Annotated in this window: 12 protein-coding genes; 4 read left to right on the top strand and 8 right to left on the bottom strand. The window is 63.8% G+C overall.

The features are described from left to right. The 5 genes from H9X91_RS07255 to H9X91_RS07235 form a co-directional block, all read right to left on the bottom strand. A partial coding sequence (locus H9X91_RS07255) for an SLC13 family permease (RefSeq protein WP_204803913.1) occupies positions 1-1,367 on the bottom strand: 1,367 nt, incomplete at its 3' end. Positions 1,368-1,684: 317 nt separating this feature from the next. Further along, positions 1,685-3,628, bottom strand: a complete 1,944-nt coding sequence (locus H9X91_RS07250; protein ID WP_204803912.1) for a sigma 54-interacting transcriptional regulator — start codon at positions 3,626-3,628, stop codon at positions 1,685-1,687. A 201-nt stretch (positions 3,629-3,829) separates the two neighbouring features. After that, positions 3,830-4,744 (bottom strand): hydroxymethylglutaryl-CoA lyase, encoded by a 915-nt coding sequence (locus H9X91_RS07245; RefSeq protein WP_204803911.1) that lies wholly within the window; start codon positions 4,742-4,744, stop codon positions 3,830-3,832. A gap of 152 nt (positions 4,745-4,896) precedes the next feature. Further along, positions 4,897-5,841: an AEC family transporter gene (locus H9X91_RS07240; protein WP_204803910.1), complete on the bottom strand. Its 945-nt coding sequence runs from the start codon at positions 5,839-5,841 to the stop codon at positions 4,897-4,899. 71 nt (positions 5,842-5,912) lie between these two features. After that, the gene (locus H9X91_RS07235) at positions 5,913-7,394 is read right to left on the bottom strand and encodes a sigma-54 interaction domain-containing protein (RefSeq protein WP_204803909.1); all 1,482 of its coding nucleotides are present in this window, start codon (positions 7,392-7,394) and stop codon (positions 5,913-5,915) included. 240 nt (positions 7,395-7,634) lie between these two features. On the opposite strand from H9X91_RS07235, the gene H9X91_RS07230 reads away from it, so the two are divergent. The 3 genes from H9X91_RS07230 to H9X91_RS07220 are packed head-to-tail and all read left to right on the top strand — an operon-like array spanning position 7,635 to position 10,436. Then, positions 7,635-7,991: a DUF997 family protein gene (locus H9X91_RS07230; RefSeq protein ID WP_204803908.1), complete on the top strand. Its 357-nt coding sequence runs from the start codon at positions 7,635-7,637 to the stop codon at positions 7,989-7,991. After that, positions 7,988-9,571, top strand: a complete 1,584-nt coding sequence (locus H9X91_RS07225) for a sodium:solute symporter family transporter (protein ID WP_204803907.1) — start codon at positions 7,988-7,990, stop codon at positions 9,569-9,571. Before H9X91_RS07230 ends, H9X91_RS07225 begins: the two co-directional genes overlap by 4 nt. A gap of 16 nt (positions 9,572-9,587) precedes the next feature. Beyond that, on the top strand, positions 9,588-10,436 hold the full coding sequence (locus H9X91_RS07220; protein ID WP_204803905.1) for an alpha/beta fold hydrolase: 849 nt from the start codon (positions 9,588-9,590) through the stop codon (positions 10,434-10,436). Positions 10,437-10,522: 86 nt separating this feature from the next. Here the strand turns inward: H9X91_RS07220 and H9X91_RS07215 are convergent, their stop codons facing one another. Genes H9X91_RS07215 through H9X91_RS07205 form a run of 3 tightly spaced genes read right to left on the bottom strand, consistent with a single transcriptional unit; the run spans position 10,523 to position 14,107 of the window. Continuing rightward, positions 10,523-12,313 carry an aconitase/3-isopropylmalate dehydratase large subunit family protein gene (locus tag H9X91_RS07215; RefSeq protein ID WP_204803903.1) on the bottom strand — a complete coding sequence of 597 codons (1,791 nt, stop codon included), beginning with the start codon at positions 12,311-12,313 and terminating at the stop codon, positions 10,523-10,525. A 13-nt stretch (positions 12,314-12,326) separates the two neighbouring features. Then, a complete protein-coding gene (locus tag H9X91_RS07210; RefSeq protein ID WP_204803902.1) occupies positions 12,327-13,427 on the bottom strand; it encodes an aconitase family protein in 1,101 nt (366 codons plus the stop codon). A gap of 11 nt (positions 13,428-13,438) precedes the next feature. After that, on the bottom strand, positions 13,439-14,107 hold the full coding sequence (locus H9X91_RS07205) for an RraA family protein (protein ID WP_204803901.1): 669 nt from the start codon (positions 14,105-14,107) through the stop codon (positions 13,439-13,441). Positions 14,108-14,255: 148 nt separating this feature from the next. On the opposite strand from H9X91_RS07205, the gene H9X91_RS07200 reads away from it, so the two are divergent. Beyond that, a complete protein-coding gene (locus H9X91_RS07200) occupies positions 14,256-15,128 on the top strand; it encodes a LysR family transcriptional regulator (protein WP_204803900.1) in 873 nt (290 codons plus the stop codon). The last annotated feature ends 36 nt before the right edge of the window (positions 15,129-15,164 follow it).

The following is a 15,164-nucleotide window of genomic DNA, read 5'->3' as shown; positions in this document are numbered from 1 at the left end:
AGGCCGAGGCCGCACTTCATCATGTCCTTCAGCTCGATCTCGCCGGTGCCGTAGACGATGGCGTTCGGGGGCGTTCCGGGAGGCAGCATGAAGGCGAAGTTGCAGGCCAGCATGCAGGCGATCATCATGGCGAAGGGGCTGACGCCGATGGCCTCGCCCACGCCGGCCAGGACCGGGATGAAGGCGGCCACGACCACGGCGTTGGTGGTCAGCTCGGTGAGGATGGCGGTGACCAGGCCGACGATGATCACGATCAGGACGGAGTTCATGCCCTCCAGGCCGGACAGCATGGAGGCGATCCACTGGGCGCAGCCGGAGTCACGGAAGGCATTGCCCATGACCATGGAGCCGCCCAGCAGGATGACGGCGTTCCAGGGGATGTCGTTGAAGCCGGTCTTCCAGTCGCAGACGTACTCGCCCTTCTTGAAGTCGATGGGGGCGATCATGACCAGGATGGCGCCGAACATGGCGATGGTCTCGTCCGTGGCATAGGGGAACCAGTCGCCCCAGACCAGGGAGCGGGTGACCCACAGGATCACACAGAGAACGAAAATCACAGAGACCCACTTCTCGCCCTTGTTCATGGGACCCAGTTCCTCATACTGCTTGCGGGCGATGGAGATGTCGGTGGGAGGCATCTTGTCCACCTTGAAGAACTTCACCATGTAGATCCAGAAGAAGGGGATCAGGATGAGGGTGAAGGGCAGGCCGATCTTCAGCCACTCCAGGAAGTCAATGTCAATTCCGATGGTCTCCCGGATCAGACCGATGCCGGTGGGGTTGGTGGTGGTGCCGATGACGGTGGCCATGCCGCCGATGGTGGCGGCGTAGGGGATGGCCAGGACCATGGCCTTCTTCAGGCCCTTGGCCTCGTCACCCAAAGTGCTGGCAATGGCCAGGGCCACGGGCAGCATCATGACGGTGGCGGTGGTGTTGGACATCCACATGGACACAAAGCTGACGGCGATGATGAAGCCCAGGATCAGGGTGGAGGGCTTCTTGCCCACCTTGCTGACGATGCCCAGGGCGATGCGCTTGTGCAGGCCGTGCTTCACCATGGCGCCGGACAGGAAGCCCACGCCCACCAACAGGTAGCAGGTGGAGTACGCATAGTGCGCAAACAGCGTGATGTCATTCTGCCCCTTGGAGCCGGTGATCTGCATGACCGGGAACAAAAAGATCGGCAGCAGTGCCGTGAACGGGATCGGCATGGCCTCGGTGATCCAGAAGATCACCATCAGCACGGTGACGGCCAGCACCCGCTGGCCCACCAGCGTCAGTCCCTCAGGGGTCGGCATGAAGCCAATGATTAGCATGGCGACGATACCGATGAGGAAACCGAACTTTTGGACTTTCGTTTTACCCATTGAATCTCCTCCTAAAAGATTGTAGAGTCTTGCCGCAGGACCCCCTGCAGCCCGCCCAGCCGCCGCTCGCCCACGACGTCAGAAGCTAATAAATAGTTATAGCAACAAGCGTGCCAACCGTTAAAGAACCGTTCATATTTTCTGGAAAATGTTTAGAATTCGCCATGAAATATCTGGAGAAAAGGAGCAAAAGCGCACAAAAAAACACCTTGTCCGCAGATAAAAAACAGCGGATAAGGTGTTTCTTTCAGGATGTGTATCAAAATTCGTTAAATATATGTTGCAATCTGTTAAGAACGCGACAAAAAGTGCAACAGTCAGCGCTGGATGCCGTATTTTTTCATTTTCCGCCACAGAGTCTGCCGGCTGCAGCCCAGGCTCCTGGCGGCATCCTCCATGGAGCCGGGGTGGTTGCGCAGGGCTGCCTCGATGGCGCTGCGGTCCCGGCTCTCCGCCTCCTGACGGGGCTCCGGCGCGGGATCGGTGCGGCGGCGGAGGATGTCCGAGACTGCCACCGCAGACGCACCGGCGCTGCGCATCAGGATGTTGGCCCGCTCCACAAAGTTCTGCAGCTCCCGGATGTTGCCGTACCACTGATAGGGGCCCACCTCATCCAGCAGCTGCAGGAACTGACGCTGCATGGTGGGATCCTCTCCTCCGGGCAGCTGGCGGAACAGGTGGATGCCCAGAATCCTCACATCGTCGCCCCGCTCCCGCAGGGGCGGCAGTTTCAGGTCCAGCACGTCCAGGCGGTAGTACAGGTCCTCCCGGAAGCGGCCCTCCACGGTCTCCTGCAGCAGGTCCTTGTTGGTGGCGGCGATGATGCGCACGTCCACGGGGATCACCCGGCTGCCGCCCACCCGGCGGATCTCCTTCTCCTGCAGGACCCGCAGCAGCTCCACCTGGGTCTCCCGGGGGATCTCGCCGATCTCGTCCAGGAACAGGGTGCCGCCGTGGGCCAGTTCGAACACGCCCTCCCGGCCGCCCCGGGAGGCGCCGGTGAAGGACCCGGCCTCATAGCCGAACAGCTCGCTCTCCAGCAGGCTGTTGCTGACGGCGGCGCAGTTGATGGCCACGAAAGGGCCGTCCCGGCGGTCGCTGGCGTTGTGGATGGACTGGGCAAACAGCTCCTTGCCGGTGCCGGTCTCTCCCAGGATCAGCACGGAGGCCCGGGAGGCGGCATAGCTCTGGGCGATCTGGATGGTGCTGCGGATGGCCGGGGAGTCCCCCAGAATGTCGTTGAAGGCGTATTTGGCCACCAGGCCCTTTTCATGCAGTTTGAGGCGGATCTTCTGCTCGCTGTTCTGCAGCTGCTTCACGTCCTGGAAGGTGGCCACCACGCCCCGGCGCTGGCCGTCCACCAGAATGGGGATCCGGTTGGTGTTGCACAGGGTCTGGTGGATCTGCATGATCTGGTCCAGCTGCTTTTCACCGCTCTCCAGCACCTCCGGCAGAAGGGTGTTGGGCAGGACCGCCTCCACCGGCTGTCCCACGGAATCTGCGGCCCGGCAGCCCATGATCCGCTCCGCCGGCGGATTGAGGACCTGGACCCGGCCGTTTTCGTCGATGGCCAGGATGGCGTCATGGGTGAAGTTCAGCACCGCCTGGTACATCTCCATCTGGGTCTTGAAGCGCTGCTGCTTCTCGGCCTCCTCCAGCTGGACCCGGCGCAGCTGGATGGCGTTTTCCAGGGCGGTGAGGATGGTCCCCTCCGCATTTTCGAGGATCACGTGGGGCAGGCCCAACCGCTTGGCCCAGGGGTCCGTCCAGGCGCCGCCCACGCTGAACACGGCCCCGTCCCGCAGGGCGTCTTCGACACAGGTCCTGCAGTCGGCAAAGTTTTTGAAAATGTAATTTTTTGCCTGGACGCCCAGCATCTCGCACATCTGCAGGACGTCCTGCCCCAGAGGATCGTAGGAGAAAAATGCCACCAGGCCGGGCGTATAGATCCCCCGCTCCTTCAGCATCCAGAGATAGTCTGACAGCGTGTAGTTCAGTCCGACGACTTTCAAAGCGGTGGTCTCTTCAAAAATGCTTTTGGTGCCCTTTCGGGTGATGATGATTTTTGCCCCTTTCTCGGACAGAGCCTGGCCGCAGTCCACGATCTCCTGCCGGCCGCCGGTGGCGACGACCACATCGATTTCACGGTAATGCTTCTGGTCGATCAGAGAGCAGACCTCTTCGGCAAGCTTCTGGGTGGGGGCCACCACACAGATCTCACTGACGCGCTTGGCGTCTCGCCAATTCAATATCTCCCGCATATATACCTCTCTGCGTTCTGGACGCGGACACGGGCAGAACAAGAGGACCCGAAAAGGGACCATGCTTTGCCGCGGACAAACAAAATCTCATTTTAGGATAGCACAGATCCCGGAAAAAAGAAACCCCTTATCCGGCAGGGGGACACAGAAAGTCCCTGCGGCGCGGAAGCGCCGCAGGGGCGTTCGGATGGCGGATCGCCTTTACACGCAGGGCTCCTTCTTGTACAGGGGCGTCAGATGGCTGACGATGGGGGCGTGGACATACTGCTGGACCAGCAGCACCGCCTCATGGAGCACATCGTTGTCGATGCCGGTGTCGATGCCCATCTCGTGCATCATGTTCAGGGTGTCCTCCGTGGCCACGTTGCCGGCTGCGCCGGGGGCGAAGGGGCAGCCGCCCAGGCCGCCGGCGGCGGTCTCGAACTTGTGGACGCCCAGCTGCATGGCGGCCAGGGTGTTGGCCAGGGCCAGGCCCCGGGTGTCGTGGAGGTGCATGACGAACTTGTCCGCGCCGAACTGGGCGGTGAGGGCCTTCATCAGATCATAGGTGCGCTTGGGGTTGGACATGCCCACGGTGTCGGCGATGGAGATCTCCTTGCAGCCCAGGTCCAGGCCGAACTGCACCATCTCCGCCACCCGCTCGGTGCGGATCTCCTCGCCGAAGGGGCAGCCCAGAGCCGTGGCCAGGGCCAGGCGGAAGTCGATCTTGTGGCCGTACTCCTGGATGAGGGCCTTGAACTGCTCCATGGACTCCTCCGGCGTCCGGCGGACATTGGCCATGTTGTGGGCCTTGCTGACGCTGATGACATAGGTCAGCTCGTCGATGCCGCACTCCACGGCGGTCTCCACGCCCCGGGCGTTGGGGACCAGGGCCACGGAGCGGACGCCGTGCTCCTTCAGCGTGTCCTTCACAGCGGCCACCACATCCTTGGCGTCGGCCATCTGGGGGATGGCCTTGGGGCTGACGAAGGAGACGATCTCCAGCCGCTTGAAGCCGGCCTCTGCCAGCTTCTTGATAATGGCCACCTTGCCCTCAAAGGGGATGATGTCATGGACGTTCTGGAATCCGTCCCGGGGGCAGACCTCGATCAGTTCTACGTGTTTCGGCAAATCCATCGTGAAAAACTCCTTTCCATGTTTGCTGATTGACAGGATATCGTTCGATCCGCAGGCGGAGGCCCGCGGAGGATACGCAGGATCACCGGAGAGGTTGCATGGCGCGTCTTATGTAACAGAAACAAAGTTGCAAAGCGTTACGATCAGCCCGGTCATATGAGCCCCGCCGTGCGCATGGCAAAGACGATGCCCGTCATGGTGAACAGAGACACCAGGTGGGTCACCACCACGGCGCTGCAGGCCAGAGCCCCGTCGCCGCCCATCTTGTCCGTGATGATATAGACGTTGACGGCGGCCGGCATGGCGCCCACGATGATCAGGGTGACCAGCTGCTCCGCCGGGAGACCGGCGGCGATCCCCATGGCGGCCCAGATGGCCGGCATCAGCAGCAGCTTGACGCCGGAGAGGCGCAGCAGCAGCGGCATGTCGCTCTTCAGGGCGCTGAGCCGGATGCTGCCGCCCACCACCAGCAGGGCCATGGTATTGGTGGCGGCCTGGAAATAGCCCAGGCTCTCAGAGACCACAAAGGGCAGCTGGATCTTGAAATAGGCGAAGGGAAGGGCCGCCAGGACTGCCAGGATCATGGGATTTTTCAGGACGTTCAGCAGCACGGCGGACAGGCGGAAGCGGCCCTGGCGCTCCTTGACGGTCATCAGGATGACGCCCTGGATGTTATACAGGGGGATCACCAGCGCCAGGATCAGCGTTGCGCTGGGCACATGGGAGACTCCATAGATGTTCTGCAGCAGCGCCGTGCCCAGATAGACGAAATTGCCCCGGTACGCGGCATGGGAAAAGGCGCTCTGCTTGCTGCGGTCCGGGCACAGCAGCCATCCGGCCGCCCAGGCCAGCGCGAACTGCAGCACCACGCCGCCCACTGCCACCGCCACATACCTGGTGTCAAAGGCGGCGCCGAGGTCACTGGTGGCGATGTCCAGAAACATCTTTCCGGGCAGCAGTATGTAGTACACCAGATTGGTGGTGTGCGAGACATAGTCTTCTGTAAAGAACCCTTTATGGGTCAGGACGCATCCCAGCCCCATGACGACGAAAAGGGGCAGGCTCATATTGAGACTGAACAGCAGATTTTCCAGCAAGACCGATTCCTTCTCTCCCGCGGTACACAGCACCGCGTCAAAATTATTAAGCAATCTTCATGCCAGCTTTTTCAGCCGGTCGGCTCCCCGTCGGCTGCCCGCCCGTGCCCGGCGGACCGGGGCGGCTTCAAGCCCAGCTTCTCCAGCTTCCGGTACAGGGTGGACAGGTGGAGGCCCATCTTTCCGGCAGCCCTTCTGAGGTCTCCGCCGCAGGATGATACCACCGCAGAGAGGTATTCCCGCTCATAGGCCTCCATGGCCTGCTGATAGGGCAGAAGATCCGGGCCGGGGCGCTCACCTGCGTCTTGGGCGGCCGGGGCCGGCGGGACCTCCCGGAACGCCCCCGCGTCGATGATGGAGTCCCGGCTCTCCACCATCATCCGTTCCACCGTATTGCGCAGCTCCCGGACATTGCCCGGCCAGGACCACCGCTCCAGCGCCCGGATCAGGGCCGGGGAGAAGTGCTTGGCAAAGCCGTACTTCTTGTTGAAGAGCTGGACGAAGTGCCGGGCCAGCGGCTCGATGTCCGCCACCCGCTCCCGCAGGGGCGGCACGTGGATGGTCAGCACGTTCAGCCGGTAGTACAGGTCCGCCCGGAAGGCTCTTTCCTCCACCATCTCCCGCAGATTCCGGTTGGTGGCGGCGATGATCCGCACGTCGCATTTCTGGATCCGGTTGCTGCCCAGGCGCTTGACCTCGCCGGTCTCGATGATCCGCAGCAGCTTGGCCTGGAGCTCCAGGGACATCTCGCCGATCTCATCCAGAAAGATGGTGCCCTTGTCGGCAAACTCGAACAGGCCGATCTTGCCGTCCTTGGAGCCGCCGGTGAAGGTGCCCCGCTCATAGCCGAACATCTCCTCCTCCAGCAGAGAGGGGGGCAGGGAGGCGCAGTTGATGGGGATGAAGACCTGACTGGCCCGGCTGCTGCGGGCGTGGATGTACTTGGCGAACATCTCCTTGCCGCTGCCGGACTCTCCGTACAGGATGACGGTGCTGTCCACCGTGGCCACATGGTCGGCGTACTCCAGCAGCTTCACCATGGCATCGCTCTCCGCGATGATCATGTCCGGGGTCTTGTCTGTGGCCTGCATGAAGCGGATGACGTTGCGGACGTTATCCCGCTCCCGGTCGAACTTCTCCAGCAGGGTGTACAGCTCCTCCTCGTCCCAGCTGTAGGTGGGGACGTACTGCAGCTCCCCGTCCGGGCCGAAGTGAGGCCGGGACAGGGCCAGCACCTGCCGGCCGGAGGAGGTCAGCGTGTGGTTGCTGAGGCACTCCTGCTTCGTCTCCAGCGTTTTGATAGAGGAGGCACTGGTGGCAAAGCAGTACCCCTTGAGGGTGTCATAGATGGAGATCTGCAGCAGCGTCTCCCGATCGATGCCCAGCAGACGGCAGGTGCCGTCGCTGACGTAGAGAAAACGGCCGCGGTCATCCGTGACCAGCATGCTGCCGAAGTAGTGTTCGGCCAGAACTTTCAGCAGTTCATATTCCTTCTGTGCCGCGGGATCTGAAGCCAGGTCCCCGGCCGGGCGTGCTTCCGGACTCTGTGCCATGATGAGAGATGCTCCTTTCTTCAAAATTCGCGTTTTGCCGAAATGCGAAAAACGAATTCGCGGATCAGAGAAAATGGGGAGGCCTTTTTTCTAATATATCATAGGAAATGACAAAATCGCAAGGAAAAATTGGACAAAACAGACAATGAAAAGATGGCACATCTTTTGCTTGAAAGAAAGGACAGCAAGCCGGACCGGGATCCGCCGGTCGGGAGAGGATTCTGAAGGAGGGAAACTCGCATGGAAGACAAGAAGCTGTCAAACGTCGATCTGGAAAGCACCGACTATGACCCCGCCCAGGTGGGCAACCTGGACCGCCGCCTGGAGGCGGGCAAGAAGGACGCCGTGTTCTTTCACGTGATCGGCGTGGTGGCCACGGTGATCGCGACCATCTGGATGTACGCCTTCGGCACTGGGGATCCCGCAGAGATGAAATATTTTCTGGGCATGCCCATGTGGATCTCCGGAGCCATCGTGATCTACCTGGTCATGTTCGCGGCGGGCATGATCTGGCTGGTGAAGTGGGAGGAGTTCCCGCTGACCGCACGGTTCAAGAAAAATAAGGAGAGCGAGAAAGAGGGAGGGAACAAGACATGAGCTTTGATCTGGGCGGATTTTCCATTACCGCGTCCACTTCCCAGGTGATGCTGATCATCTTCGCCATTTACAGCGTCGTCATCGTGGGCTTTGGCTTCTATATCAAATACCAGTCCAGGAAGGGCGGCAAGGACGGCCTGGCCTCCTTCCTGACGGGCGGCGGCGGACTGGGCGCCTTTGCCATCGCCATGATCGCCGCCACCAACTCCATGGCCGGCGGCACCATGGTGGCAGCGCCCGGCCTGGGCTACTCCGTGGGCTTTACCGCGGCGCTGGTCTACTATGCCGGCTTCCTGACCGCGGCCTACGGCCTGGGCAGCGTGGGCCGCAAGGTGGCCATCCTCCGCGACCGCACCGGCGCCGTCACGTTCCAGCAGCTGCTGGGGCTGCGGTTCCAGTCCAAGAAGGTGGTGGGGGCACTGGCCATCACCGGCGCCTTCGGCCTGACCTTCTTCGCCGTGGGACAGATCACCTCCGGCGCCAAGGTCTTCGCCGCCGTCACCGGCTCCAACTCCTACTATCTGGGCATCCTGCTGACCATCGTCATCACCGTGATCTACACCGTCTCCGGCGGCATCAAGTCCATGGCCAAGGTGGCCTGCATCCAGGGCGTCATCATGCTGATCGCCACGTTCTCCATCATCGGCGTGCTGATCGCCAACAACGTGGAGCAGTACGGCAGCGTCCAGGCCACCATGGAATATCTGGGCACCGCCTTCCCCGGCGCCATTCAGGCGGATACCGGCTTCTCCTTCTGGAACGCCATGGGCACGGCCCTGTTCGCCGGCGTGGGCCTGGGCGCTGTGCCCCATGCCCTGTCCGTCACCATGACCTATAACAACCACAAGAAGCTGAAGCAGGGCGTGCTGATCTCCTGCTGCGTGTTCACCCTGATCCAGGGCATCATGTGCTTCACCGGTCCCCTGACCCGGGCCATCAATCCCGGCCTGGAGACGGCGGACTACACCACCATCTTCAACGCCACCAACCTCCTGCCCTCCTGGATGGGCGGCATCATCTTCTGCGGCATCTTCGCCGCCATCCAGTCCTCCCTGGCGGGCCTGGCCATGGCCGGCGCCTCCATGCTGGCCAAGGACTTTGTGGTGGACTGCTGGAAGCCCAACACACCTCCCAAGACCCAGAGCACCATCAACACCGCCTTTGTCCTGGGGATCGCGCTGGTCGCCACCCTGATCGCCCTGCGGCCCTCTGAGCTGACCCAGTACATGATCAACTTCGCCCTGGCGGCTCTGGCGGCGGCCTGGTACTTCCCCGTCCTGGTGGGCATGTACTGGAAGAAGGCCACGGCAAAGGGCATGCTGGCATCCATCATCGGCGGCTTTGCCTCATATGTGCTGTTCTACTTCATGTCCAGCGTGATACCGTCCACCAAGGCGTGGTGGGCCACGGCCCTGGGCGGCGTCCACGCATTCCTGCCGGCCTGGCTGATCTCCCTGGTGCTGCTGGTGGCGGTCAGCTATGCCACCCAGAGGGACCGGATCAAGCTGGGATATTTCCAGGTGTTCTTCTGCGAGGACTACGATGAGAAGTACGCCAAGATCGACACGCTGAAAGACTGAGAAAGGGAGCAGAGGCATGATCAAGAGCAAGGACAATTTCCTCCAGGTCAGCGACGGCGCCTGGATCTATTTCGAGGACTACGGCAAGGACAAGGGGGATCCCATCCTGATCCTCCACGGGTATCTCTGCTCCTCCAAGTTTTTCTATAAGAACATCGAGGCCCTCTCCGCCGACCACCGGCTGGTGCTGATGGACTGGCGGGGCCACGGCTCCTCCTCCAAGTGCCTGCACAACCTGACCATGGACCGCTGCGCCAAGGACGTCCACGAGCTCATCGAGCACCTGGGTCTGGAGGATGTGACGCTGCTGGGCTGGTCCATGGGCAGCAGCGTGGTGATGGAGTACTATGAGCAGTTCGGCGACGAGCACCTGAAGAAGATCGGCGTCATCGACTCCGCCCTGTACCCCTTCTCTCCGGAGCCCTGGAACAGCCACTCCCTGGCGGGCTTCAACATGGATGCCATGACCGCCACCCTGGAGAACGCCTTCTCCAACCACGACGGCTACGTCCGGGCCTTTACCCGGCTCTGCTTCCACACCCCGCCCTGTCAGGAGGATGAGGACTGGGTCAGCACGGAGATGAAGAAGCTGCCGGTGTACATCGCCTTTGCCCTGTACAACGACTTCCTGTTCAAGGACTACACCGTCACCCTGCCCAAGATCGACATCCCCCTGCTGCTGTGCTGCGCGGACAGCCCGGCCATCCCCCGGGGCATCGAGATGGGCCGGTACTACCGGGACCTGGTGAACGGCAACTGCTACTTCCACGAGTTTTTGAACCTGGGACACGTGATGTTCCTGGAGGATCCGGAGCAGTTCAACGAGACCATTCTGGACTTTGTGGAGAACTACACCCGGGCATAACGCACACTCGCCCAAACTCCCAGACCCCATTGAATTGCAGGACCCCCGGCCGTATTTCACGGCCGGGGGCCCTGCCCGTCAGGGCATCACAGGTAAGGTGCCGGATCGGCGATGCGGCCCTCCAGGGCGGAGGCCGCCGCCACCGCCGGACTCGCCAGGTAGGTCCGGGCGGCGGGGCTGCCCATGCGGCCGATGAAGTTGCGGTTGTGGGTGCCGATGACCACCTGGTCTCCGCTGACCAGGCCGCCGCTGCGGCCCTGGCACAACCCGCAGAAGGGATGGGTCACCATGGCGCCCGCCTGCACCAGCGTCTTCAGGTATCCCAGCCGGGCGGCCTCCCGGTAGACGGCTTTGGAGGCCGGCGTCACGATCAGCCGGACATAGGGGGCGATGGAGCGGCCCTCCAGCACCTTGGCGGCGGCAGCCAGATCCTCCAGCCGGCCGTTGGTGCAGCTGCCGATGAACACCTGGTCCACCGGCGTGCCCGCCACGTCCCGGATGGGGTGCACATTGTCCACCCCGTAGGGGCAGGAGAGATAGGGGGTGAAGGTGTCCGCCTCGTAGGTCAGCACCCGCTCGTATGGGGCGTCCTCGTCGAAGCGGAGCCAGTCACAGTCCGCCAGGTCCACGCCGCAGAAGGCGGCGGTCTTTTCGTCCGGGGCGAACAGGGCCGCCTTGGCCCCGCACTCTACCGCCATGTTGGCGATGGCTGCCCGGCCGGAGACGCTGAGCTGACGGATGGCGGAGCCGGTGAACTCCAGGGACTTGTAGATGGCGCCGGCGGCGGTCAGGTCCCCCAGCACCCGCAGGATGATGTCCTTGGGGAAGACGCCCATGGGCAGGGTCCCGTTCACCACCACCTTGATGGCGGAGGGGACCCGGATCCACAGCTGCCCGCTGCCGATGATGGAGGCCATCTCCGTATACCCCACGCCGGTGGCGAAGGCGCCCACGGCGCCGTAGGTGGTGGTGTGGCTGTCCGTGCCGAAGATGATCCTGCCGGGGGCGGCCAGACGCTCTTCCAGGGCCAGCTGGTGGCTGATGCCGTCCGCCACGTAGAGCCGCTTCACGCCGTACTCATCCTGGAACCGGCGGCTGTACCGGAAGCACCGGGGATCGTCGTCCAGGCAGGTGGGGTACAGGTGGTCCACCATGACGGAGACCCGCTCCGGGTCAAAGACCCGGTCAAAGCCCATGTCCCGGAACTGCTGGAAGATGTAGGGGGCGTAGATGTCGTGGAGGACCGCCTCGTCCACCCGGACCGTCACCACGTCGCCGGGCCGGAGATCTTCCGCCCCGGTGTTGTGGAGCAGCAGCTGCTCCGCCAGGGTATGGCCGGGGCGGTGGGTGTCCCGCAGGGTGTCCCGGGGGGCGGGAGCGGCCAGGGCGGACTTGTCCAGCGCCTGCATCCGGGGCACCAGGCCGCCGTAGCGGAGAATGTCCAGCACCTCCCGGCTGAGGGCGGGGATGGGATAGGCGGTGCCGTTGCAGGTGAGCTGCCTCCCTACCTCCACCTCCACGGTGTCGCCCTCCCGGCAGCGGTCATACAGGTCCCGGCACTCGATCAGCAGCAGGCCGTTGTTGATGGCGTTGCGGAAGAAGATCTTGGCAAAGCTCTTGGCGATGATGCAGCGGATGCCCGCTGTCTTTAAGACGGAGGCCGCCATCTCCCGGGAGGAGCCGCAGCCGAAGTTCTCTCCGGCCACGATGGCGTCCCCCGGCCGCAGCCGGGCCGCCAGGTCCGGCCGCAGGGGCTCGAAGAGATGGGGGACCATCTCCTGCAGGGAGGCCTTGGCCAGATATTTGGTCATGATGATGATATCGGTGTCGATGTTGTCACCCAGCTGCCAGACGCGGCTGCGAAAAGTCTGTTCCATGGCGGGCCTCCTCTCAGGACTCGTAGAGACTGCCGGACAGTGCCGCCTGGGCGGCCCGGCGGACCGAGGTCAGGTAGATGCCGTTGTGGGCTTTGCCCGCCCAGCCGGCGCAGTTGATGGAGCCGGTGGAGACAAAGACCTCGGCCTGGTCACACCGCCCCTGGCTCTGGGCCCAGCAGGCGGAGCACCCCTGGTTCATCACCAGCGCCCCGGCGTCCAGAAAGACATCCATCAGCCCCTCTTCCAGGGCCTGGATGTAGACGGCTGAGGTGGCCGGAGCCACCATGACCCGCACATAGGGGCACACGGTCCGGCCCCGCCAGAGGGCCGCCGTCTCCCGCAGGGCCTCCAGACTTCCGCCGCCGCAGCCGCCGATGAACACCTGGTTCACCCGCAGGCCGTCGGTCCCGCTGGCGGGAGCGGTCTGTCCGGCGTCCCCGGGCAGCACCGCCATGGGACGGAGAGCGGACAGATCCACCGTCTCATCCGCCGGGGCGTCCGCTTCGGCACAGAAGGCGGTCACCGCTCCGGCGGTGCCCAGCAGGCCGCACAGGTCCATGGCCTGGGCAGGCGTCAGCTGGGGGGCGTGGATGGCCACGGCTTTTCCCCTGCACAGGCCGCTCTGGATCAAAGTCCAGGCCAGATCCCGGACGGAGAGGTAGGGAGAGAGGGTGCCGGTCACCGCCAGACGCAGCAGCGGCGCTGGGGGCAGGGAGACCTGCCCGCGCTCCAGGGCACGGGCCAGCTCCGCCGGCGGCAGGGACAGGCCCACGGCCCCGGCGGCTCCCACCGCAGCCGCATGGCTGCCGCCGGAGAGGACGATCTCCCCCTGCGTCAGACCCGCCTCCAGCAGCAGGGCGTACCCGATGCCCCGGCCGGAGCGGAAGACTGTGCCGGCCCGTCTGGCCCAGTCCAGCAGGGCCTTCTGCTGCTCCGCCACCGCCACGGAGCCGGCGGGGGCGTCGTGGTCGATGACCACCCAGGTCTTGTCCGGCGCGGCGGGGGTGACGGCGGTGATCTGTGCCACCGCCTCCGGGGACAGGCCGTCTGTCACCAGGGCCCGGTCCCACGCCACCGTCCCGCCGGCCAAGAGGCGTTCCAGTTTGGAAGTCATGACGGCCCTCCTTACAGTCCCAGCTTTTCCAGTTTGCCCAGCACGGCGGCGGACGTCAGCTGGCCCTGCTGGATCTCCGCCATGCGGCGGGCCTCGGACTGGCGGCGCTTCTCGCAGCCCTCCAGCACCCAGTCCACCCAGGCGGGAGGGATGACGGTGACACCGTTGTCGTCCGCCAGGATAATGTCCCCCGGATGCACCGGCACGCCGCCGCAGCTGATGGGGTGATTCAGCTGGCCGGGGCCCTCGCTGTCCACGGCGCAGGGCACCACGGCGGCGGCGAACACCGGCCAGTCGTGGGCGCGGAGCTCCTCCACGTCCCGGACGGCGCCGTCTACCACCAGGCCGCCGATGCCCTTGCCGAAGGCGGCGCCGCACATGATGCCGCCGATGACGGCGTTGCGGTAACTGCTGTTGGTGTCCAGCACCAGGATGTCCCCGGGCTGGGCCGCCTCGATGGCCTTGTGGAGCAGCAGGTTGTCCCCGGGCCGCAGCCGCACCGTCACCGCGCAGCCGCACACGCACCTGCCCGGCGCCACCGGCTGGATGGAGCCGTTCATGGCGTTGAAGCCCTTCATGGCGTCCGCCGCCACGCAGGCTCCATAGGTCTTCAGGCGCTCCAGCACCTCCTGAGGCTGCCGGGGGAAGTCAGGCCCCATCCAAAACTCTCTGTCCGTCATCAGATGATCCTCCTTTTTCCAACGGGATTCCCAATGCCGCCATGCGGCTGTTGACTTTATTCTAGCACGCGTCATATAATAAATAAAATATAGAATATTGATGGATATATCAGTTTTATCTATATATTTGAAGGGAGGGGACTGCCGCATGAAGCTGTCGCAGATGCGGTATTTTTCCGCCGTCTGCCACCTGGGAGGCATCACCCGGGCGGCGGAGCGGCTCCACATCTCCCAGCCGGCCGTCACCGCCGCTATCCAGAGCCTGGAGGACGAGCTGGGGGTGCTGCTGCTGAGCCGGGGCGGCCGGACGCTGGTGCCCACGCCGGACGGTGAGACGTTCCTGGCCCGGTGCGACAGCATCCTGGAGGAGGTGGACGGCCTGACGGCGGACTTCCAGGCCCTGAGCCGCCGACGGACCACCCTCTCCGTGGGAGTGCCGCCCATGGTGGCGTTTTTCCTGTTCCCCAAGATCTTCGCCGAGTTTACCGGCAGCCATCCGGAGGTCCGGATCCGGCTGACGGAGGCGGGATCCGACACGGCCCGGGACATGGTGCGCTCCGGACAGCTGGACCTGGCCATCATCGCCATGGGGGAGACGCCCCCCGCCGCGCTGGAGGCCCAGCTGCTGCTGCGGACACCTATGATGTACTGCACCGGTCCGGACACCCCCATGGCAAACCGGGAACGGGCGGAGCTGCGGGACATCGCGGCGGCGCCGCTGATCCTGTTCACCAGCGGGCACTATCACCAGGCACAGCTTCAGAGCCGGTTCCGCAGCGCCGGGCTGACGCCCAACGTGCTGTTTTACTCCAACCAGCTGCTGACCATCAAGAGCTTCATCCGCCAGAACCTGGCCGGGGCGTTCCTGCTGCCCCAGGTGATCGAGCCGGGGGAGGACATCGTGGCCCTGCCGGTGGATCCGCCGCTGCTGCTGAACATCGCCGTGGTGTGGCGGCGGGACGTGTTCCTGACCCGAGAGACCCGCCAGTTCATCCACTTCATGAAGTCCCGGTTCGAGTGATGATGGACGCCGGCCCGGACCTGTGGTACCATGGTA

It is taken from the genome of Oscillibacter valericigenes, from assembly GCF_016902445.1.
GTDB classification, from domain to species: Bacteria; Bacillota; Clostridia; order Oscillospirales; family Oscillospiraceae; genus Oscillibacter; species Oscillibacter avistercoris.
Note: the sequence above shows the minus strand (reverse complement) of the source record. Positions and strands in the feature narration are given on the sequence as shown.